20 protein-coding genes are annotated in these 20,207 nt (G+C 61.8%); 9 read left to right on the forward strand and 11 right to left on the reverse strand.

Translation table 11 applies throughout. The annotated features are described in order from the left end of the window. Positions 1 to 71: 71 nt before the first annotated feature. Positions 72 to 1,100: an AraC family transcriptional regulator gene (locus AB8A33_RS18185; RefSeq protein WP_439094007.1), complete on the reverse strand. Its 1,029-nt coding sequence runs from the start codon at positions 1,098 to 1,100 to the stop codon at positions 72 to 74. 267 nt (positions 1,101 to 1,367) lie between these two features. Between AB8A33_RS18185 and AB8A33_RS18190 the strand changes: the two genes are divergently transcribed. Both AB8A33_RS18190 and AB8A33_RS18195 read left to right on the forward strand, forming a co-directional pair. Continuing rightward, positions 1,368 to 1,817 carry a cupin domain-containing protein gene (locus tag AB8A33_RS18190; RefSeq protein ID WP_439094008.1) on the forward strand — a complete coding sequence of 150 codons (450 nt, stop codon included), beginning with the start codon at positions 1,368 to 1,370 and terminating at the stop codon, positions 1,815 to 1,817. A gap of 116 nt (positions 1,818 to 1,933) precedes the next feature. After that, a complete protein-coding gene (locus AB8A33_RS18195; protein WP_439094009.1) occupies positions 1,934 to 3,436 on the forward strand; it encodes a flavin-containing monooxygenase in 1,503 nt (500 codons plus the stop codon). A gap of 36 nt (positions 3,437 to 3,472) precedes the next feature. On the opposite strand, the gene AB8A33_RS18200 is transcribed toward AB8A33_RS18195, so the two are convergent. Continuing rightward, positions 3,473 to 4,645: an acyl-CoA dehydrogenase family protein gene (locus tag AB8A33_RS18200; RefSeq protein WP_439094010.1), complete on the reverse strand. Its 1,173-nt coding sequence runs from the start codon at positions 4,643 to 4,645 to the stop codon at positions 3,473 to 3,475. 252 nt (positions 4,646 to 4,897) lie between these two features. On the opposite strand from AB8A33_RS18200, the gene AB8A33_RS18205 reads away from it, so the two are divergent. The 5 genes from AB8A33_RS18205 to AB8A33_RS18225 are packed head-to-tail and all read left to right on the forward strand — an operon-like array spanning position 4,898 to position 10,617. Next, entirely contained in the window at positions 4,898 to 5,725 is an 828-nt protein-coding gene (locus AB8A33_RS18205; RefSeq protein WP_439094011.1) for an alpha/beta fold hydrolase, read from the forward strand. Continuing rightward, positions 5,722 to 7,005, forward strand: a complete 1,284-nt coding sequence (locus AB8A33_RS18210; RefSeq protein WP_231077637.1) for an acyl-CoA dehydrogenase family protein — start codon at positions 5,722 to 5,724, stop codon at positions 7,003 to 7,005. The genes AB8A33_RS18205 and AB8A33_RS18210 overlap by 4 nt, the downstream gene beginning before the upstream one ends. A gap of 2 nt (positions 7,006 to 7,007) precedes the next feature. After that, positions 7,008 to 8,546, forward strand: a complete 1,539-nt coding sequence (locus AB8A33_RS18215) for a class I adenylate-forming enzyme family protein (RefSeq protein ID WP_439094012.1) — start codon at positions 7,008 to 7,010, stop codon at positions 8,544 to 8,546. Next, a complete protein-coding gene (locus tag AB8A33_RS18220; RefSeq protein WP_439094013.1) occupies positions 8,543 to 9,637 on the forward strand; it encodes an NAD/NADP octopine/nopaline dehydrogenase family protein in 1,095 nt (364 codons plus the stop codon). Before AB8A33_RS18215 ends, AB8A33_RS18220 begins: the two co-directional genes overlap by 4 nt. Beyond that, the gene (locus AB8A33_RS18225) at positions 9,634 to 10,617 is read left to right on the forward strand and encodes a 3-hydroxybutyryl-CoA dehydrogenase (RefSeq protein WP_439094014.1); all 984 of its coding nucleotides are present in this window, start codon (positions 9,634 to 9,636) and stop codon (positions 10,615 to 10,617) included. The genes AB8A33_RS18220 and AB8A33_RS18225 overlap by 4 nt, the downstream gene beginning before the upstream one ends. Before the next feature lie 16 nt (positions 10,618 to 10,633). On the opposite strand, the gene AB8A33_RS18230 is transcribed toward AB8A33_RS18225, so the two are convergent. The 9 genes from AB8A33_RS18230 to AB8A33_RS18270 form a co-directional block, all read right to left on the reverse strand. Further along, the gene (locus tag AB8A33_RS18230) at positions 10,634 to 11,398 is read right to left on the reverse strand and encodes an ABC transporter permease (protein WP_439094015.1); all 765 of its coding nucleotides are present in this window, start codon (positions 11,396 to 11,398) and stop codon (positions 10,634 to 10,636) included. 7 nt (positions 11,399 to 11,405) lie between these two features. Then, positions 11,406 to 12,188 (reverse strand): ABC transporter permease, encoded by a 783-nt coding sequence (locus AB8A33_RS18235; protein WP_439063285.1) that lies wholly within the window; start codon positions 12,186 to 12,188, stop codon positions 11,406 to 11,408. Then, positions 12,188 to 13,030 carry an ABC transporter ATP-binding protein gene (locus tag AB8A33_RS18240; protein WP_439095969.1) on the reverse strand — a complete coding sequence of 281 codons (843 nt, stop codon included), beginning with the start codon at positions 13,028 to 13,030 and terminating at the stop codon, positions 12,188 to 12,190. Before AB8A33_RS18240 ends, AB8A33_RS18235 begins: the two co-directional genes overlap by 1 nt. Positions 13,031 to 13,228: 198 nt before the next feature. Beyond that, entirely contained in the window at positions 13,229 to 13,486 is a 258-nt protein-coding gene (locus AB8A33_RS18245; protein WP_439094016.1) for a DUF3297 family protein, read from the reverse strand. Then, positions 13,483 to 13,959, reverse strand: a complete 477-nt coding sequence (locus AB8A33_RS18250; RefSeq protein WP_439094017.1) for a glutathione peroxidase — start codon at positions 13,957 to 13,959, stop codon at positions 13,483 to 13,485. Before AB8A33_RS18250 ends, AB8A33_RS18245 begins: the two co-directional genes overlap by 4 nt. Positions 13,960 to 13,974: 15 nt before the next feature. Next, on the reverse strand, positions 13,975 to 15,378 hold the full coding sequence (locus AB8A33_RS18255) for an amidase family protein (RefSeq protein WP_439094018.1): 1,404 nt from the start codon (positions 15,376 to 15,378) through the stop codon (positions 13,975 to 13,977). A 788-nt stretch (positions 15,379 to 16,166) separates the two neighbouring features. Then, the gene (locus AB8A33_RS18260; RefSeq protein ID WP_439094019.1) at positions 16,167 to 16,730 is read right to left on the reverse strand and encodes a c-type cytochrome; all 564 of its coding nucleotides are present in this window, start codon (positions 16,728 to 16,730) and stop codon (positions 16,167 to 16,169) included. A gap of 169 nt (positions 16,731 to 16,899) precedes the next feature. Continuing rightward, a complete protein-coding gene (locus AB8A33_RS18265; RefSeq protein WP_439094020.1) occupies positions 16,900 to 18,291 on the reverse strand; it encodes a PQQ-dependent sugar dehydrogenase in 1,392 nt (463 codons plus the stop codon). A 209-nt stretch (positions 18,292 to 18,500) separates the two neighbouring features. After that, positions 18,501 to 18,758, reverse strand: a complete 258-nt coding sequence (locus tag AB8A33_RS18270) for a DUF6894 family protein (protein WP_439094021.1) — start codon at positions 18,756 to 18,758, stop codon at positions 18,501 to 18,503. A 291-nt stretch (positions 18,759 to 19,049) separates the two neighbouring features. On the opposite strand from AB8A33_RS18270, the gene pqqA reads away from it, so the two are divergent. Together pqqA and pqqB are read left to right on the forward strand one after the other, a co-directional pair. Beyond that, positions 19,050 to 19,130 carry a pyrroloquinoline quinone precursor peptide PqqA gene (pqqA, locus tag AB8A33_RS18275; protein WP_089267584.1) on the forward strand — a complete coding sequence of 27 codons (81 nt, stop codon included), beginning with the start codon at positions 19,050 to 19,052 and terminating at the stop codon, positions 19,128 to 19,130. 114 nt (positions 19,131 to 19,244) lie between these two features. Next, positions 19,245 to 20,174 carry a pyrroloquinoline quinone biosynthesis protein PqqB gene (gene pqqB, locus AB8A33_RS18280; RefSeq protein WP_439094022.1) on the forward strand — a complete coding sequence of 310 codons (930 nt, stop codon included), beginning with the start codon at positions 19,245 to 19,247 and terminating at the stop codon, positions 20,172 to 20,174. Positions 20,175 to 20,207 lie beyond the last annotated feature (33 nt).

Raw genomic sequence — 20,207 nt, forward strand, 5'->3', positions numbered from 1 at the left:
GGCTCTCCATGAGCCTGCCTGGATATTATTTTAGACTTCAAGCTTTTGCAAGAAAGCGGCAGGTCATGCTGCTAGCGGCTGCGGCGGAGCGTATCCGACGGGCTCTCGCCGTAACGGGCACGGTAGAAGCTGGCCATCCGGCTCGGATGGGTAAAGCCAAGATCGAAGGCCATATCAATAACGCGCTCGCCCGGCGCGGCCCGCAGCAGTCGTGCATTCAAATGCGTTAGCCGGATATCGAGCAACGCATCGGAAATCGACATGCCGAAATGCTTCTGGAAGCCGAGCTGCAGCGAACGTATCCCGATGCCAGCTGCGCGCGAGAGCCGATCGAGATCGAGCGGCTCAGTGGCATGAGCCTCAAGATAGTCCCGTGCCTTTCTCAGCACTGACGGTAGCGGACCAAGGCGCGCGAGGGTGCGATCGATGGTGTCGGTGAGCGTATGTCGCTGACCGGTCAGCAACAGTCCAATCACGGAGTCACGCAGGGTCGCCGCCATCATCGGCGAGATCTGCTGCCCCGGCCCACGATGCTCCGCGAGATCGACGAGATATTCGATCTGGGACCCGATCGCGAGACCGAACGGCGTATTGAGATCGACCTCCGGATCAAACTCGATGATCGCTCCGGATCTCTCCGCCAGCGCCGCCGCGCGCTCCTCGACGAGCCGTCGTTCAACCAGCAGGATCAGCTTGGCGCAATCGTCCTGCCAGATCATCTTTGTAGGCATGGTCGGCGACAGCAAGGACGCGGAACGCCCTGCCGACACCTCGATCGTCCGGCCGCCGGTACTGATCCGGGCGCCGCCATGCATTGGTATCTGCAGCAGAAAAAAGCGATCGAGACAGCCGGGGTCGATCGATACCGAACCGCCATAGGAGACGTAGTTCACGGAGAAGCCATCGAACGCCGCACAATTATGGAGCGCGTGAAAATCCGGCCAGGAGCGCTGCAAGGGATCCAGCGCATGCGGGCAGAAGATACGCCCGATCGAATCGGCAGCCTCGTCGATATCCCTGGTGAAAACGCGAGAGAACGCCGCAAGCCTTGCGGCGCGGGCCGGCTGGGCATTCCTCGATACGGCTGCGTCCAACACCATGGTCCGATCGCCTGCGTTATTTGAAGCCTAGACTATCCATGTCCCGTCACGCCGCATAGTCGGCGCCCCGCCGCAAATATTGCCGTGCTGCACAACGAATGCGCAGGCCAGCGCGTGCGAGAGAGGCGTGTGCAGCGCAGCGTGGCCGCCCCTTCTCTGCACCGGTAATTATTTCGTCGTTTGGACAGCGGATTCGTTCAGCGGCTAGAGACAGACCGGCAGGTCACGCAGCATCCTTGCAGACGTGAAACCCAAGGGAGCGGTACTATGGCGGCACTTGAAAAAGGCATCACCCAGAACGGCGCCGGATATGGCGGAACCACGTGGAATATTCTCGGACAGGTCTATTTCCCGAAGGCCGTGACCGACTCCACCTTTGCTTTCGAGACCAACAGCGATCCCGGCCAGTTCGTGCCGGTGCATATCCATCCGACCCAGGAAGAGTTCATCCTGGTTCAGGAGGGTATTCTCGACCTCAAGCTCGACGGCCAGTGGGTCCGCGCCCATGCCGGCGACCTGGTCCGCCTGCCCCGCGGCATTCCGCATGGCTATTTCAACAAGTCCGACAAGCCTGCCCGCGCCCTGTTCTGGGTTTCGCCGACGCAGAAGCTCGAAGCCCTATTCAAGCAATTGCACAATATGAGCGACATCGAAGCCATCGTGCGGGTCTCCGCCGAGCATGAGGTGAACTTCCTGCCACCGGAGGCCAACGACTAGGCTTCAACAGCCGACCCCAGTTTTCACGCATCGCGGACGCTCCGCGCAGACACCCGTCTGCGCGCGTGAGCCCGCACGCACGCCATACAGCACTGCATTCAGACAGGAGACGAGCCATGGTCAAACAGAAGAACGTTTGCGTCATCGGCGCCGGCATCGCCGGCCTTGCCGCCGCCAAGTCCTTCACGGCACGCGGGCACATGGTCACGGTGCTGGAACGCAGCGGCGATCTCGGCGGCGTCTGGGAGCCCGCGCGATCCTATCCGGAGGTCCAGACCCAGAGCCCCAAGGAGCTCTATCGCTTCACCGACAAGCTGATGCCGGCCAGCTATCCGGAATGGCCGAAGGGACCGCAGGTCCATGCCTATCTCACCGACTATGCACGCGACTATAATCTGATCCCGCTGATGCGCTTCAACACGACCGTCGTGAGCATGAAACGCCGCGACGATAACCTGCCCGGCTGGACACTTGAGACACGCGATGCGGCTGGCAACACCGCGCAGGAAACATTCGATTTCGTCGCGGTCTGTACCGGACAATTCAACGAGCGCAAGGAACTGCATCATCCCGGCGAAGACAAGTTCAAGGCCGCCGGTGGCGTCATCTTGCATTCGGCGGAGCACACAGATTCATCCATCGTCAAAGGCAAGAAGGTCGTCGTGCTCGGCGGCTCCAAATCGGCCACTGATATCGCCGTGCATTCGATCAATGCCGGCGCCAGCGCCGTCACCTTCGTCTATCGCGAGCCGGTCTGGCGCATTCCCTATTTCATCGGCGGCCTCATCAACTTCAAGCGCATCCTCTATATCCGCGCGCAGGAGGAGATGTTTCGGGGCTGGGGCCTGACTGCGCTCTCGCGGCTCAATCACGCCATTGCCAAGCCCTTCATCTGGGCCAACTGGCGCGGGCTCGAGGCCATGCTGAAGACCCAGCTCAAGCTGAAGAAATGCGACATGGTGCCAGAAGGACGTATCGAGGACGGCATCAACTGCTCGGTGCCGATCGCCACGCCGAACTTCTTCCCTATGGTTGCCGACGGACGCATCAAGGCGATCCGCGGCACCTTCGATCACTATGACGGCAAGACCATCGTAATGTCAGGCGGCCAGCGCGTCGAAGCTGACGTTGCTGTGCTGGCTATCGGCTTCACACTCGGCGTGCCGTTCCTGCCGCAGCAATATCGCGACAAGCTCATCCAGGCTGACGGGCAGTATCGGCTGTATCGCGTGATCGCGAATCCGGATCTACCGGACATGGGATTCGTCGGCTTCAATTCCAGCTTCTGCTCGGTCCTGACAGCGGAAATGGCCGCCAACTGGCTGGTGCGCTATGCCGACAGCAAGCTGGCGAAGCAGCCGACCGCCGCTCAGATGCATGCGGATATGGACAAGATGCTGCATTTCAAGCGCGTCGAACGGCCCGCAGCCGGCGTTTATGGCGGGTTGTGCGTCGCGCCCTATCACTTCAAGCATTTTGACGAATTGCTCGACGATATGGGCGCCACCAGCAAACGGCGCAGCGCGCTGGTGGAGAAGTTCACGCCGCCGGACGCCGATGCCTATGCGCGTTTTCTCACATCGGCGCCGAACTACAAGGCGGAAGCGACAGCCGCGTGAAGTGTCAGGCGAGCCGTGATCGGCTCGCCTTTCCGCTCAATTGGTCTGCGCCGCCTTGATGAGCTCACGACCGATGATGACCTTCTGGACTTCGGTTGCGCCTTCATAGATGCGCAGCGCACGGATCTCGCGATAGAGCTCCTCGACCTTGACGCCCGACTGCACGCCGAGACCGCCGAAAATCTGCACAGCACGGTCGATCACTGTCTGTGCCGCTTCGGTCGCGAACATCTTGGCCATGGCGGCTTCACGCGTGATGCGCGCCGCGCCCTGATCCTTGGTCCAGGCCGAGCGATAGACCAGCAGGGCCGATGCATCGATAGACGTGGCCATCTCCGCGAGTCCCGCTTGCGTCAGCTGAAGATCGCCCAGCGTATGGCCGAACATTTTCCGAGTTACCGACCGATGCAGCGCCTCGTCGAGCGCGCGTCGTGCGAGGCCGAGCGCGGCTGCGCCGACCGTCGAGCGGAACACATCGAGCGTCGCCATCGCCACCTTGAAGCCCTCGCCGTCCTTGCCGATACGGTTCGCCACCGGCACGCGGCAATCCTCGAATTTCAGCGTCGCCAGCGGATGTGGCGCGATCACATCGATCCGCTCCGCGATCGTAAAGCCCGGCGTGTCCGCATCGACCACAAAGGCGCTGATGCCGCGCGCGCCGGATTCGCCGGTGCGCAGGAACACGACATACTGGTCGGCAATGCCGCCATTGGAGATCCAGGTCTTGAGGCCATTGATGCGGACATGATCCGGACCATCAGGTACCGCCGTCGTCGTCATCGCAGCGACATCCGACCCTGCATCGGGCTCTGACAATGCGAAAGCTGCAATGGCCTCACCGCTACCCACGCGCGGCAGATAGCGTGATTTCAAGGCCTCCGAACCGAACAGGCTGATCGGGCCGGTGCCCAGTCCCTGCATCGCAAACGCGAAGTCGGCGAGACCAGTCTCATAGGCCAGCGTTTCGCGGATCAGACATAGCGAGCGCACGTCGAAGGTCGGAAACATTCCGCCATGACTCGCCGGCACTGCTGCGCGCAACCATCCGCCATCGCCGAGCGCCTTCACCAGACGCTTGCAGGAGCCATCGACGTCATGATGATCGACCAGACCGGGCAATGTCGCCTTGGCCCAGCGCGACAGGCCCGTGGCCAATTCGCGATGATGGTCTTCGAAAAACGGCCAGGACAAAAATGACTGATCGGACATGGCTTCCTCCCTCGATGCATCGGCAATCGACATTGTTTTAAACCTAAAGAAATTTCGGACAAGGGCGATGGCCGAACTTCACAACATCGCCAAGCGGTAAGGCGCATGATCCATCACCCGGAGACCCGACATCCAACAACGACGTGCCTCCGGATAAGGCAATCCACAACCCTTTAAGTCTAAAACTATCGCTTTTCATATATCTCGGACATGCTAGGATCACCCTTGTCCGACAGCACAGGAGGCCTATGCGTGCCAAATTCTGCAGCCCTGACGACGAAGGACGGCCGCTTCGGCTTTGAAGCCAAAGGCTCCCCCGCGGCGACGCCGCTGGTGTTTTTGCACGGGATCGGTGGCGCCGGCCGCGGCTGGCGTAACCAGCTCGAGGCGTTCGGCGACCGTTATTATGCCATCGGCTGGGACATGCCGGGCTATGGCGGTTCGAAGCAACTTGAGACGCCCAGCATCCCAGCCTTCGCCGAAGCCCTGAAGGATTTTCTCGCGCAGATTGGCGCCGTGAAGCCCGTGCTGATCGGTCACTCCATCGGCGGCATGATCGTGCAGCGACTGATGGTGGACTATCCGCACATCCCCGGCGCTATCGTGCTTGCGCAGACCACTTCCGCCTTCGGCAGCTCCGACGGCGAATGGCAGAAGAATTTCATCGACGCGCGGCTTGGCCCGCTCGACCGCGGCGAGACCATGGTGTCGATGGCGCCGAAGCTCGTGCAGGGTCTGATCGGCGACGATCCCGATCCCGCCGGCCTTGAGCTCGCGCGCGACTGCATGGCCTCGGTCAAGCCCGACACCTATCGTGCCTCGATGAAGGCGATGATCGGCTTCGATCTGCGCAAGAACATCGCGGACATCAAAATACCGACTTTAGTCCTATCCGGTTCAAAAGACAACAACGCTCCCGCGAAGACAATGGCCAAGATGGCCACACTCGTGCCGGGCGCAACCTATGTCGAACTTGAAGGCGTCGGGCATCTCGCCAGCTTCGAACGCCCGCGCGAATTCAACGAAGTGCTCGCCGACTTTCTCAAAACCAGCCACAACCTTTCGGGGTCATCCTCATGAACAAGCCTGCCAGCAAGCCCGATCTCGACAGCATCGTTCTCGACAAGCCGATGTTCGATCCGAAGGCCTATCGTCTCGACGACGAACAGGCCGGGTTGATCGCCAAGGCGCGCGAGCTGGCGCAGGCTAATTTCGCCGGTCGCGCGGCGAAGTGGGATACCGAGGCCACCTTCCCGCTGGAGAACTACAAGGACCTGCACAAGGCCGGTCTGCTGGGCATCTCGATCCCGAAAGCCAATGGCGGTTCGGGCGCCGGCTATCAGACCTATTCGCTCGCTGCCGCCGAAATCGGCCGCTATTGCGGCGCCACCGCGCTGACCTGGAATATGCATGTCTGCTCGACGCTGTGGTCCGGTCCACTCGCCGATGACCTCGACATGGATGACCAGATGCGCGCCGAACAGCACCGCCGCCGCGCCATCCACTACAAGCGCATCGTCGAAGACGGCGCGATCTATTCGCAGCCGTTCTCCGAAGGTGGCGCAGCGGCCGCAGGCGGCGTTGCATTCGGTACAGAAGCGAAGCCCGTCAAAGGTGGCTGGATCGTCAATGGCAAGAAGATCTTTGCGTCGCTGTCGGGCTTCGCCGATTATTACGGCGTACTCTGCACCGAGGTCGCTGAGGGCGAAAAGGCTTCGCGTCGCAACACGCTGTATCTGGCGATCTCCGCCAAGTCCGAAGGCGTCTCCGTCGTCGGCGACTGGGATCCGCTGGGCATGCGCGGCACCGTTTCGCGCACGCTGATCTTCAAGGATGTGTTCGTTCCGGAAGATGCAGCGCTAATGCCGCGCGGCGTCTACTTCCAGGCCGCGATGCGCTGGCCCCACATGTTCCTGACGCTGTCGCCGACTTATGTTGGTCTCGCGCAGGCATCGTACGATTTCACCGTGAAGTACCTCCGCGGCGAAATCCCGGGCATGCCCCCAGTGAAGCGCCGGATGTATCCGACCAAGCAGATCGCCGTGGCGCAGATGCAGATCAAGCTCGAACAGCTCAAGTCGACCTGGTTCCAGGCTGTAACCGAAGCCTGCGCCAATCCGTCAAAGGAGCAGGTGCTGCGCGCCTATGCCGCCCAGTACACCGTGATGGAAGGCGCCAACGAACTCGCCGCGCTGGCGATCCGCACCTGCGGCGGTCAGGCCATGCTGAAGACGCTGCCGCTGGAGCGCATCTATCGCGACAGCCGCTGCGGTGCGCTGATGCTGCCCTGGACCGCCGAACTCTGCCTCGACCGTATTGGCCGAGAAGCACTATACGAGGCCGGTGAGAAAGACGAGTAATCGTGGATCTCTCCAGCCTCATCGCACGCAATACCGCATTCACACCGGACAAGCCCGCGATTCATTTCGAGGGCAGGACACTCAGCTATGCCGCGTTCAACGCGCGGATCGAGGCAACGGCGAAGGCACTGAAGGCGGAATGCGGGGTCGGTCGCGGCGATCGCGTCGCAATCCTGAGTATGAACCGGCCCGATTATCTGGTTCTGCTCTATGCCTGCGCCCGCCTCGGCGCGATCATGGTGCCGCTGAACTGGCGACTCGCGGTCGCCGAGCAGCTCTTCATCCTGTCAGACGCCTCGGTGAAGGTGCTGGTGCTTGAGCAGAGCTTTGCGGCGATCCTCCAGTCGCTTGCGAAGGACTTGCCGGATACGCGCGTGATCGCGCTCGATTTCGCGCCACCCGCCCCCGGCCAGACTTTCGACGATCTGCTGTCGTGCGCATCCGGCGATGGCCGCAATCCGCATACCGACCTCTCCTGCCCGCTGCTGATCGTCTACACGTCGGGCACCACAGGCCGTCCGAAAGGCGCCGTGCTGCGTCAGGAAGCACTGTTGTGGAACGGCGTGATGAGCCAGCACATGCACGGCATCACGTCAGACGATCACGTGCTGACCGTGCTGCCATTCTTCCATGTCGGCGGCCTCAACATCCAGACAACGCCGGCGCTGCATCACGGCGCGACCGTGACAATCCACGCGCGCTTCACATCCGACTCCACGCTGGAAGCGATCACGCGGGAGCGACCCACCCTGACCGTCTGGGTGCCCGCTATCATCCAAGCGATGAGCGAGCATCCCGGCTGGACCACGACCGACGTGTCTTGCCTCAAGGCCGTCTCCACCGGCTCCAGCATCGTGCCACCGCATCTGATCGAACGCCTGAGAGTGCGTGGCATTCCGGTGCTGCAGGTCTATGGCTCCACCGAAACCTGCCCGATCGCGGTCTATACGCGGCTCGGCGGCGACCTGTCGCGGACGGGATCGACGGGTTTGCCCGGTCTGTGCTGCGAGGCCATGATCATCGACGACAATGGCATTGAACTCCCTGCCAAGGCGACCGGTGAGATCGCGGTGCGCGGTCCCAACGTGTTCTATGAATATTGGGGCAATGAGGCCGCAACGCGCGAGGCACTGCATGACGGCTGGTATCGCACCGGCGATATCGGCACGCGCGACGATGACGGTTACTTCTGGGTCCATGACCGCAAGAAGAATATGATCATTTCCGGCGGCGAGAACGTCTATCCCGCCGAGGTCGAGCGCGTACTGCTCGAACATCCCGATGTCGCCGATTGCGGCGTTGTCGGCGTGCCTGATCCCAAATGGCAGGAAGTGCCTGTTGCCTATGTCCTGCTGCGGCCGAATTGCAGCGTGACCGCCGAGGCGCTGAAGGCCCATGTTTTGACGCAGCTCGCGCGCTACAAGCAGCCGCGCGACATCGTATTCGTCACAGACCTGCCGCGCACCGCGCTCGGCAAGGTGCAGCATTTCAAATTGAAGCAGGTTCAGGCGGCAACGCCGAGCGACGGAGAGACCAATTGAAGATCGCAGTATTGGGTGGCGGTAACGGTTCGTTCGCAGCCGCGGGTGATTTCGCACTGCAGGGCCATGACGTCCGTCTGTGGCGTCGCGATGCCGAGGCTGTCGCCGAACACAAAAAGGCCGGCTCGCGCATCAAGGTCAAGAACGCCCAAGGCACGCACGACACGCAGCTGACACTGGTCACGACCGATATTGCTGAGGCCATCAAGGACGTCGAACTGATCCTGTGCCCCGCACCCGCCTTTGCGCAGCCCGATATCGCCAAGCGGATCGCGCCACATCTGCGAAACGGTCAGGTCGTCTATCTGCCGCCCGCGACCTTCGGCTCGATGATTTTCGCCAAGGCTGCGCATGACATCGGCAACAAGGCCAAGGTCGCCTTCGCCGAAACCGGAACGCTGCCCTGGCTCGCGCGCAAGCATGGTCCGTTCGAGGTCGCCATCACCATCCGCGCCAAGCGGCTGCCGACCGGCGTATTCCCGCTGTCGATGTCCGACTATGCCTGCAAGGTCATCGACAGGGCCTTCCCCGGCGTCATCGAGCCATGCGGCGATGCGTTGTCGGGCGCACTGATGAATGCCGGGCCGATCATCCATCCGCCGCTGATCGTGATGAATGCCGGCCCCCTCGAGCATTTCCCGACCTGGGACATCCACAAGGAAGGCACCCAGCCGGCGATCCGCCGCGTCACCGATCAGCTCGACGGCGAACGAATCGCGATCCGCGAGGCCTTTGGTTACGGCCCGTCGCATTTCCCGCTGGTGCAGCACTACGCCAAGGAAGGCGAAGAGTGGATGTATGGCCGCGGTTCGCATGATCGCCTGACGGATAGCGGCGACTGGCGCGAGCACATCGTGCTCACCGAGCATCGCTACATGCGCGAGGACCTGCGCACCGGCCTGTCGTTCTTCCTGTCCTGCGCCCAACTCGCCGGCGTCGAGACGCCGTTGGTCAAGGCGTTCCTCGCCATTGGCGGCGCGATCTGCGGCGAGAATTTCCTGCAAGGTGGCCGCACGCTCGCAAGCCTCGGCTTCGGCGATCTCGATCGGGTCGGGCTGCAGAAGCTGCTGCGCGAAGGCTTTGCCGCATGAGCGCCCGTCCCACCATCGCCTGTCTCGGCGCAGGCCGCATGGGCCGCGGCATTGCCGTCGCCTTTGCCTATGCCGGCCACTATGTCGCGATTGTCGACTTCAAGGCGCGCGACGCCGACAAATTCAGGGCGCTTGAAGCCGAAGCGATCGGCGAGATCCGCAAGACTTTTACCAGCATGGCGCGCTTTGGTCTGCTCACTGAGGCCGATATCGAGACGCTGGTGTCGCGCGTCAGCGTCGTGCGGGAAGCTGATGCCGGCGCCGCGCTGAGGAGTTCGGCGATCATTTTCGAAGGCGTGCCCGAAGTGCTCGACCAGAAGCGCGAGGCGCTGGCGCGCGCTTCGCAGCTCGCGGGTCCAACGCCGATCATCGCCTCGACCACATCGACCATCCTCGTCGACGACATCTCCAGCGCCGTCGAACATACCGAGCGCTTCCTCAATGCACATTGGCTGAACCCAGCCTATCTCGTGCCGCTGGTCGAGGTCTCGCCGGGCGCGAAGACCGATCCGGCGATTACCGCGCGCGTCAAGGAACTGCTCGAAGGCATCGGCAAGGTGCCTGTCGTGTGCTCGGCCTCGCCCGGCTATATCGTGCCGCGCATCCAGGCACTGGCGATGAACGAAGCCGCGCGCATGGTCGAGGAAGGCGTCGCCTCGCCGGAAGATCTCGACAAGGCAATCAAATACGGGTTCGGCTTTCGCTTCGCGGTGCTGGGCCTGCTCGAATTCGTCGACTGGGGCGGCGGCGACATTCTGTATTACGCCAGCAAGTATCTGACCGGTGCGCTGAACAACGACCGCTATGCGTCACCGGAAATCGTCGGCCGCAACATGGCCGAAGGCCGCATTGGCCTGAAGACCGGGGAAGGCTTCCTCAATTACGAGGGGCTCGATGTCGATGCCTATCGCGAGGGACGGCTGTCGGCTTTCGTGGATTTGCTGAAGCACTTCCAGTTGCAGAAGCCGCCGGTGCTCTAAGCGCCGGCCAGCACCCTTACACTTCCGGGAAGCCCCTCAGCAGGTAGCTGCGCAGCCAGTGCAGCAGGCTGTTCAGGATCAGACCGAGCATCGAGATCATGATCAGCGGCACGAACATGTCCACGGTCTGGAATGTGCGCGCAGCCTGCACCAGCATGTGACCGAGGCCGTCGGTCGAGGTGATCATCTCGGCGAGGAACACCACGATGCAGGAGATCACGAGGCCGATGCGGCAGCCGGTCAGGATCGACGGCATCGCGGCGGGCAGCACGACTTTGAACAGGATCTGCCAGCGCGGCGTGCCGGCGGCCATCGCCGACCAGATCAGCTTCTGCTCGACCATCGACGCGCCGTAATAGGTCGACAGCAGGATCGGGAATAGCGCGTCGGCGGTGACCAGCGTGATCTTGGAGGCATGGTCGAAGCCGAGGATCAACAGCAGCGCGGGATAGAGTGCGATCTTCGGGATCGGCGCCAGCACGCGCACCAGCGGCTTGACCACGGCATTGACCGCCGGGCTCACCGCCGCAGCAAGACCGATGAACACGCCGACGACCACGGCAATGCCAAAGCCGGCGAACAGCCGGATCAATGTCGCGGCGATATCGTGCAGGAAGTCGCCGTTGAAGAAGTCCTTCGCCAGCTTGCCGAACACGGCGCCAGGTGGCGGCAGCAAGGTCGTCGGCGCGAAGCCGAAAGAAATCAGCGACTGCCAGAGCGCAATGAACAGCACGATCGGCGTGATGCCCAGCAGAACCGAATTGATGCGTTCCTGGTTCATGTTGCGCTCACGTAAAGCTGAGAGGCATGTCGTCGCGCGGCTGCGACCAGCGCACCAGCGACAGGCGAAGCTTCTCGAAGGCCGCATCGAAGATGATGCCCATGGCGCCGATGATCAGGATCATCGCAAACACCGTGTCGTATTGCGCCATGTCGAGCGAATTGAACAGGATGTTGCCGGCGCCGGACTGGCGCGCGATCATCTCGGAGGTGATCATGGTGATCAGCGCCAGCACGAGACCTGTGCGGCAGCCCGTGAGAATTTCAGGCAGCGCTGCGGGCAACACGATGCGGAGCATGCGCATTGGCGCTGACATGCCCATCGCCGCACCGGACCACAGCATCTTTTCTTCGACGGCCTTGGAGCCTTGGAAGGCGTGATAGATGATCGGCAGGCTGACGCCGAGGAAGATGACGAGAATCTTGGAGACGTCGCCAACGCCCATCCACAGCATGATGATGGGCATCAGCGCCGCTTTCGGCACCGGGTAGATGATCATCATCAGCGGATTGAAGAACGACGCCACGGCCTTGATGCGCCCCATCAGCAAACCGAGCGGGATCGCAAACATCACTGCGAGCACGAGGCCGATCGCCATACGACGGATGGAATCGAGAATGTTCAGCAGCGATCCCTTGTCCCCGAGGATCGACGGAATCGCCTTGATCGACTCCAGTGCCGTCGGAAAGCTCTCGGTATCCAGCCGCAGCGAGGCAATCTGCCAGACACACAGCAACCCGATGCAGGCGAACAATGGCGAAAGTGTCTTGAGCACCCCGCGCACGGTCATCACAGATGGTCCTTGCCGTCGTCGATCATCTTCTCGATATCGACGATGTATTTCTGGAAACGTGCGTCGAGCAGCAGATCGGCGCGCTTGCGCGGCCGCGGCAGATCGATATCGACGATTTCCTTAATGCTGCCCGGCGAGCGCGACATCACGATCACCTTGTCGGACAGATAGACGGCTTCCTCGACCGAATGGGTGACGAACAGCACCGTCTTGCGCTGCGTATCCCAGATGTCGAGCAGATCATTCTGCAGCCGCGTGCGCGTATGCGCATCGAGCGCGCCGAACGGCTCGTCCATCAGCAGCACGGCGGGATCGTAGGCCAGCGTGCGCGCGATCGCGACGCGCTGCTTCATGCCGCCGGAGAGCTCCTTCGGATAGAAATTCTCGTAGCCCTTGAGGCCGACCATTTCCAGGAGCTTGCGGCCGCGCGCTTCCGCTTCGGCCTTCTTCACGCCCTGCTGGCGCAGGCCGTACATGACGTTGCCGAGCACGTTCTTCCACGGAAACAGTGCGAATTCCTGAAACACCGGACCGCGATCCGGACCCGGTCCCGTGATCGCCTTGCCCTTCACCTTGGCGACACCATCGGTCGGCTGCACGAAGCCACCGACGATATAGAGCAAGGTCGACTTGCCGCAGCCTGAAGGTCCGAGGATCGAAACGAAGGCGCCGTCTTCGATGGTGAGGTTGATATCCGACAGCGCCAGATGGCTTTGCTTACCGGAGGTCTGGAAGCGCTGCGAGACGTGATCGATTTCGATCATGGCTGAAGCGGGTTTGCGACCGGAAACCGGTTCCGACTCGGCGTGAGCGTCCGAACGTAGCGACACCACCTGCATTCCCGGTCCTTCATTTGCCATGCACGCATTGCAATCACGACGGCCCGACTGTGTCCATCATGCTGACGGACGCAGCGTAGCCGGAAACTGCAATTACTTTAAGCTTCAAATTTATGCGGGCAACGCCTTTTTGCTAGTCAGCCCCTGCTGCGAACAGGTCACTTTCCCGCAGCAGGGCTTTCGGCGCTTTTGGTGCGTCTAGTCGCGGAAATACGGCTCCACCGGGCCCGACAGCTTGATCAGCAGCGGATTGCCGTACCGGTCCTTTGCCGCACCGGCGGGCACCTTCACCCAGCCTTCGCTGACGCAGTATTCTTCAACATTGGTCTTCTCGGCACCCTTGAAGCGAATGCCGACATCGCGCTGCAGCACTTCGGCATTGTAGAACGGGCTTCGCGGATCGGTGGACAGGCGATCAGGCAACTGATCGGCTGATGCGTTGGTGTTGTCGGTCATAGCAGCGCCTCGATTTTCTCTCGCAGTGATTCAGGTTTGGCGGTCGGCGCAAAACGCTCGACGACCCGTCCGGAACGGTCGACCAGGAATTTGGTAAAATTCCATTTGATCCCCGCACCCAGCAATCCGGACTTTTCAGATTTCAGGTGATTATACAATGGATGCGCCCTGGGACCATTCACATCAATCTTCTCAAACAATGGGAAGGTGACGTGGTAATTGGTCTCGCAGAAGCTCTCAATCTGCCGGGCGTCGCCGGGCTCCTGCGCGCCGAACTGATTGCAGGGAAAGCCCAGCACGGAAAATCCGCGCGGCGCAAAATCCTGCTGCAGTTTCTCCAGCCCGGCATATTGCGGGGTGAATCCGCAGGCGCTGGCGGTATTGACGATCAGCAGCACCTTTCCTTCGAACTGCTTCAGCGCGACCGGCTCACCGGACAGTGCATTCGCAGAGAAATCGGAGATGCCGGTCATCGCACTGATCCCTTCTCAGGCCAAAACAGGATCGCAAGGCATCGGCGGCGTGCCGCCGGCCTCGATGGCTTCGCCGGCGAGCAGACACAGATCCTCGCGGTAACGGCCGGCAACGACCTGCACGCCGGTCGGCGCGCGGCCGACAAGGCCGGTGGCAACACTGAGCGCCGGCAGGCCCATGAAGGGAATCCCGATCTGCGGCATCTGCGCGGCCCAGACGCGATCAAACGATTCCTGACCCTGCATGTCCAGATGATCCGGGAACGGCAGTTCGCCGGACATCGGCATCAGCACCACGCTGTAGGTCTGCAGGAACAGCTCCCAGTCGCGCACGAAGGTGGAGCGGCGTACCAGCGCCCGTGACAGGCCGCCATTCTCGAAGTCCTTGAGCTTGTCCTTCTGTCCGCGCAGACAGACGAGTGCTGCGGGATCGCCCTCGCGTTCGGCCGCGTCCAGCATGCCCTGATAGCCGTCGCCGAACCAGAGTTGCGTCTGCAAGGCGGCGGCCTCGCGGAGGGCCGGCGTGTTCTCGACTTCCTCGACGACCCACCCTGCCCGCTCCAGCCGCTTGCCGGCATCGCGCACGGCGGCTTCGACGTCGGCGGTGATGGCGAGACCATCAGGCCGCAAGCACATGGCGGCGCGCTTCTCGCGCTTCGGTCCTTCAAGCGGCGCCGGCACCCACCAGGGATCGCGCGCATCCGGCTGTGACATCGCGGCGAGGCCAAGCCTGATATCGTTGATGGTGCGTGCCAAGGGACCGGACACCGCGGTGATCTGGCCGGAAATGATGCGCTCGGGCAGCGCCTGATTGTAAGCGGCAATGCGGCCGAGTGTCGGGCGCAGGCCATGCACACCACAGGCATAGGCGGGATAGCGGATCGAGCCTGCGATATCCGTGCCATGCGCAATGTGTCCGATACCGGCCGCGACCGCGCTGCCTGCGCCGCCTGACGAGCCGCCCGGCGTCAGCGACGGATCGCGCGGATTCTTGGTGTCGCCGTAGAGCTGATTGGTGGTGAACCAGCGATAGGAAAATGCCGGGCAATTGGTGCGGCCGATGATGACGGCGCCGGCCTTCAGCAGATTGTCGATCACCGGGCTGTTGGTCGTCGCGATGATCTCGTTCTGGATCTTCACGCCGTTCGAGGTCGGATAGGTCGCGTAGTCGATATTCACTTTGACGGTGATCGGCACGCCGCCGAGCGGACCGACATCCTCTCCATCAGCGATGGCCGCATCGACCGCATCCGCCCGTGCCAGCGCTTCATTGGGCCGATGGTCGACCACCGCATTGATGGCGGGGTTCACCGCATCGAGCCGCGCGAGCCCTGCAACAGTGGCCTCACGGGCGGACACTTTGCGGGTGCGAATGAGTGCGGAGAGGTCGGTGGCCGACAAACGCCAGAGATCGTTCATAGAATGCTCCATTGCTTGTCGCTTGTTAACGCAGGCGGGCGGAGATTGCCAATCAGACAAACGCTCGCATTCTCGCGGCGCCGAAGCGTCCGAGTTGTGCGCATTCCTTCCCGCCCCCTTGTGAGAGGGCGTGCGGAACGCCGGGTGCCCGTTGCACCCTTGGGCCTGATGCGAATGCGGTCTTCCGCATGGATAATGCATCAGGACTTTCGGACGCGCCGAGCGAGTGCCCAGCGTTCCGCCTGCGGTGTTTTTCGGCTTGCTTGCACTTTGCCTCGGCGAACGATCCGATCACCGAATTAAAGTCCCAAGGCGATGGGAAGGGAGCCTCAAGCGCTTGGACCGGCCGCGTTTCGTCTTGGTCGTCCGTCACACTGTCCAGGGGTCTTTCCATCCCAAGGTCGGCCGTCTCCTTGCCAGTGGCAGTGCTGGCGCAGATCCGTCCTGCCCGAAGACAGACGTCCCCCATGAACCGCGTAACGCCGCATCTCCGGCGTCCACCGCATCCCACCCCGCGAACGTGACGATCGCGATCGCCCCTCTCGGTGGGGCAGGACGGAGGAGAATATAAACCTGACAGGTGTTTTGTCAACGGTGGATAGGAAAAAATGTTTAATGCCACTGTCCGCCCCAACACTCGTCATTCCGGGGCGCGTGCGCACCTTCGCGCACGCGAACCCGGAATCCCGACCTGTTCAGCGCAAAACACTTCGGGATTCCGGGTTCGCGCCCGGCAAGTGCCGGCCGCGCCCCGGAATGACCTGGAGCGGCGTATCCGCCGCTCCAGGTCACTTCACCCTTGCGAGAAAATACGCCAGCTCCACGATCTGCGCTTCGGAGATCGACTGCATCACGTCAGCCATGGTCGCGTCATAACCGTGGCGGGAGTTGTCCTTGTACTCGCGCATGGTCTTGGCGAGATAATCTTCGCGCTGATTGGCGATGCGCGGAATGTTGTCGCGGCCGGAGAAATCTGCGTTGTGGCAGCTATCGCAGCGGAATTGCGAGGTCAGCGCCTTGGCGGCCTGCATCCGCGCGGGATCCCCGGCTTCGAGCGCGACAGGCTTCGGCAGCGTGGCCAGATAATCCGAGAACAGGCGCAGGTCGTCGTCGGTGAAATCCTTCACCATGTCGTTCATCGGCTCCGCGACGCGGAGCTTCTCCCGAAACATGTAGATCTGGATCAGGGAATAGGCCGGCTGCTGCGCACCGAGCGACGGCGTGTTGTCGGTTTCGGAAACGCCCTTCTCGCCGTGACAGGCAAGGCACGGCGCGGCGCGCTCGGTGATGGATTCGGCTGAGAGTGGAGAGATGAGGGCAAGCGATAACACGATGATGGCAAGGGGGCGCATCGGGTTGCTTCTTTCGACTTGATTTCAAACTCGTCATTCCGGGGCGGGACCGGCGCCAGAGGCGACGGGACCGAGCCCGGAATCTCGATGTGTTTAACTACTTCTGGATTCCGGGTTCAGGCCGAACCGCTTCGCGGCTCGACCTGCCCCGGAATGACGGCAAGGGTCGTTACTTCGCCCCCGCCACCTTCTGCTTGCCATAGGTGATGCGATAGATCGCGCCGTTCCAGTCGTCGGACACCAGCAGCGATCCGTCCTTCATCTGCAGCACATCCACCGGGCGGCCGACATATTTGTTGTCTTCGATGAAGCCGGTGAGGAACGGCTCGACGGATTTCACCGTGCCGTCCTTGTTGAGCTTCGCGACAACGACGTCGCCGCCGAGCTTCTGCGTCTTGTTCCAGGAGCCGTGACGCGCGATGAAGATCGCGTCCTTGTAGGCGGCCGGGAACATCTTGCCGGTGTAGAACCGCATGCCCAATGCCGCCGTATGCGAACCGAGCAGGCCGACCGGCGCGGTATAGTCGGCGCAGGACTTGCCCCAGCCGAATTCCGGATCGAGAATATTGCCCTGCAGGCAGTATGGCGCGCCAAAGTCCTCACCCGCCTTGGTGACGCGGTTGAGTTCGTCCTCCGGCACCGCCTCCGACATCCAGTCGCGGCCGTTATCGGTGAAGTACATCTGCTTAGTGGTCGGATTCCAGTCGAAGCCGACCGTGTTGCGGACGCCCTTCACATAGATTTCGGCGCCGGTGCCATCGAGATTCATGCGGCGGATCTGGCCATGGGCCTCGTCATGCAGCACGTTATTGCCCGGCTGGCCGACCGGCACATAGAGCTTGTTGTCAGGGCCGATGCCAATGAACTTCCAGCCATGGGCTTCGTCCTTCGGCAGGTTGTCGTAGATCATCACCGGCTTCGGCGGATTTTCGAGATTGTCTTCCACCTTCTCGATCTTCGAGATCTTCGACAGTTCGGCGATGTAGAGCGTGCCGTCCTTGAAGGCGAGACCGTTCGGGCGATAGAGGCCGGAGGCCAGCACCTTCACCTGGCGCTTGCCGTCATTGTTGATGACCGCATAGACCTTGTCGACTAGGCGCGAGCCGACAAACACGGTGCCCTTGTCGCCTTCGCGCAACGAGCGCGCATTGGCCATGCCGGCCGCATAAACTTCGATGTTGAATCCCGCGGGCACCTTCAGCTTCGCGGTCGGCAGCTTGTCGGCGGCGGACGGAATCGGCGGCGGCGCGACGGGCGCGAGCTTGGCTGCGGCAGCGCCATCGGGACGGCCGATCAGCGGCGAGCCGGGCGGTAGCGCAGGCGCGGCGGCGGCAACGGCTGGCGCTGCAGGTGCCGGTGCGGCAGCCTGCGGGGCGGCTGGTGCCGGTGCAGGAGCCGCTGCAGGAGCAGCAGGCGCTGCATTTGGAGCCGTACTTGGAGCTGCTGCAGGAGCCGGTGTTGCAGGTGATGTATCGGATTGCTGGGCAAAAGCACCGCTTGTAAAGACACCGATGAACGCACCGGCAAGCAATGCCCGGCGTGCGGACGTGTAGACACTCATGAATCTCTCCCCTTTTTACGGAAGCCTTCTCTGCTCGCAGCACATGAGATGCGCCGCCCCCGAGGCTTTCCGGATCGCACTGTTGGATATTTTTATGTCGCTGCGCAATCAAAACATGGCGCGCGAGCAAGCCTGTGCGGATTCCCGTAATCGGCTAGAGCCTTTTCGGTTCTGATCAAATCAGAACCGAGGCTCGCTTTTGTAACGCTCTAGTGCCGCGTCGCGGACTCGTCGGTGGCATCGAGCAGCGCTTCGGTAAACGGAAATTCGAGCACGATCTCGCCGTCCTTGTCCGTCACTTCCAGCACTGCATTGAGCAGATCGCTCGGCGTGCCCTCGGAGCGCAACAGTTGCAGGATCATCGACCGCGCCACTTCCCAGGCGTGATCGGGATCGCGCAGCTGCTCGCCTTCTGGATCGACCACCAGTTCGTCGTTGATGCGGGTGTTGAAGTAATAGAGCGGCATGGCAATTCTCTTGGCAGTGGATTTTGGCGCTGGCGTGGAAGACCTCGAACGACGCGAATACCCCCGAAGATGCGGCGGGCTGAATACGAATCGATGCCTCTCAATCGGAGGCCTTCGCTATCTATGGAACGTTCTCGCCTTTGCAATGTTGCACCGCAATCAATTGTGCAATGCACGCTGACCTTACCCTTGCCACCTCACATTGTGATGACGAAGTTCTTGGCGAACCTTTGAGCAGGGAATAGAGTTGTGGTTATGCAGTACCTGACTGCAGTGAAGCGGGAGAGAAATATGGCCTGGAAAGCACCTAAGATCGTCGAAGTTGCAGTCGGCATGGAAATCAACATGTACGCCTGCGCAGCGCGCAAGTAAGACTTGAGCTCAAGCTAAGTTTTGGGGGCGCCTTCGTCGACGACGGGCGCCCCGCGTCTTTTGACGAGACGCGAATTGGCATAAATTACAAATAGCCGGATTCAGGGCGATCTCATGTTGCGTGTTGTCGTTCTTGGAGCCGCGGCCGGCGGCGGTGTGCCGCAATGGAATTGCGGATGCCGGATTTGTCGCGCGGCCCGCAATGAGCGACCTGATCTGCGCAGCGGCCAGGCCTCCATCGCGGTGTCTGCCGACAACGCCAACTGGTTTCTGGTCAATGCCTCGCCCGACCTGCGGCAGCAGGTGACCGATACGTCCCAGCTTCATCCGCATCCCGATCATGTCAGACATTCGCCTATTGCGGGCGTGATCCTCACCAATGGTGAAGTCGATGCGGTGGCCGGGCTCTTGTCGATGCGTGAGGGTTCGCCATTTACAATCTATGCGCACCAGCGTGTGCTGGCGATCCTGAAAGCCAACAGCATCTTCAACGTGCTCTCGGACAAGAACGTGCGGCGCGAAGCCATCGACATCGATACGTCTTTCGAACCGAAACTGCAGGATGGCGCGCCGTCCGGCCTGGAGGTGCTGCCCTTCACGGTGCCCGGCAAGAGCGCGTGGTATCTCGAAGGCCAGGCGCATCCGGCTGGCGAAGATGGCGACGGCGATACGCTGGGATTGCGGATTGCCGAGAAGGCCACCGGCAAGCATTTTTATTTCATCGCAGCCTGCGCGCGGGTGACACCCGAACTGAAAGCGCGCATCTCGGGCGCGCCGCTGGTGTTCTTCGACGGCACCGTATGGCGCGACGATGAGCTGATCGCTGCGGGATTGGGCCAGAAGACCGGGCAGAGCATGGGGCATCTGTCGATGTCCGGCGCGGATGGCGCGATTAGCGAACTGGCCGATGCCGGCATCGCCAGAAAGTTCTTTCTGCACATCAACAATTCAAACCCGGCGCTGCTGCATGATTCCACTGAGCGCGCCGCATTGACCACCGCCGGCTGGCAAATCCCCGGCAATGGCATGGAGATCACGCTGTGAATGCCCCAAGTGCAAACACAATCGCTGCAAACA

This window comes from Tardiphaga sp. 813_E8_N1_3 (genome assembly GCF_051811025.1).
Taxonomy (GTDB): Bacteria; Pseudomonadota; Alphaproteobacteria; order Rhizobiales; family Xanthobacteraceae; genus Tardiphaga.

Bases quoted from the DNA above. Each gene is read 5' to 3' on its own strand.
- AB8A33_RS18255 (WP_439094018.1), bottom strand. From the start codon at position 15,378: ATGAACGATCTCTGGCGTTTGTCGGCCACCGACCTCTCCGCACTCATT.
- AB8A33_RS18260 (WP_439094019.1), bottom strand. From the start codon at position 16,730: ATGCGCCCCCTTGCCATCATCGTGTTATCGCTTGCCCTCATCTCTCCA.
- AB8A33_RS18195 (WP_439094009.1), top strand. From the start codon at position 1,934: ATGGTCAAACAGAAGAACGTTTGCGTCATCGGCGCCGGCATCGCCGGC.
- AB8A33_RS18245 (WP_439094016.1), bottom strand. From the start codon at position 13,486: ATGACCGACAACACCAACGCATCAGCCGATCAGTTGCCTGATCGCCTG.
- AB8A33_RS18210 (WP_231077637.1), top strand. From the start codon at position 5,722: ATGAACAAGCCTGCCAGCAAGCCCGATCTCGACAGCATCGTTCTCGAC.
- pqqA (WP_089267584.1), top strand. From the start codon at position 19,050: ATGGCCTGGAAAGCACCTAAGATCGTCGAAGTTGCAGTCGGCATGGAA.
- AB8A33_RS18265 (WP_439094020.1), bottom strand. From the start codon at position 18,291: ATGAGTGTCTACACGTCCGCACGCCGGGCATTGCTTGCCGGTGCGTTC.
- AB8A33_RS18235 (WP_439063285.1), bottom strand. From the start codon at position 12,188: ATGACCGTGCGCGGGGTGCTCAAGACACTTTCGCCATTGTTCGCCTGC.
- AB8A33_RS18225 (WP_439094014.1), top strand. From the start codon at position 9,634: ATGAGCGCCCGTCCCACCATCGCCTGTCTCGGCGCAGGCCGCATGGGC.
- AB8A33_RS18270 (WP_439094021.1), bottom strand. From the start codon at position 18,758: ATGCCGCTCTATTACTTCAACACCCGCATCAACGACGAACTGGTGGTC.
- AB8A33_RS18230 (WP_439094015.1), bottom strand. From the start codon at position 11,398: ATGAACCAGGAACGCATCAATTCGGTTCTGCTGGGCATCACGCCGATC.
- AB8A33_RS18250 (WP_439094017.1), bottom strand. From the start codon at position 13,959: ATGACCGGCATCTCCGATTTCTCTGCGAATGCACTGTCCGGTGAGCCG.
- AB8A33_RS18240 (WP_439095969.1), bottom strand. From the start codon at position 13,030: ATGCAGGTGGTGTCGCTACGTTCGGACGCTCACGCCGAGTCGGAACCG.
- AB8A33_RS18190 (WP_439094008.1), top strand. From the start codon at position 1,368: ATGGCGGCACTTGAAAAAGGCATCACCCAGAACGGCGCCGGATATGGC.
- AB8A33_RS18185 (WP_439094007.1), bottom strand. From the start codon at position 1,100: ATGGTGTTGGACGCAGCCGTATCGAGGAATGCCCAGCCGGCCCGCGCC.
- AB8A33_RS18200 (WP_439094010.1), bottom strand. From the start codon at position 4,645: ATGTCCGATCAGTCATTTTTGTCCTGGCCGTTTTTCGAAGACCATCAT.
- pqqB (WP_439094022.1), top strand. From the start codon at position 19,245: ATGTTGCGTGTTGTCGTTCTTGGAGCCGCGGCCGGCGGCGGTGTGCCG.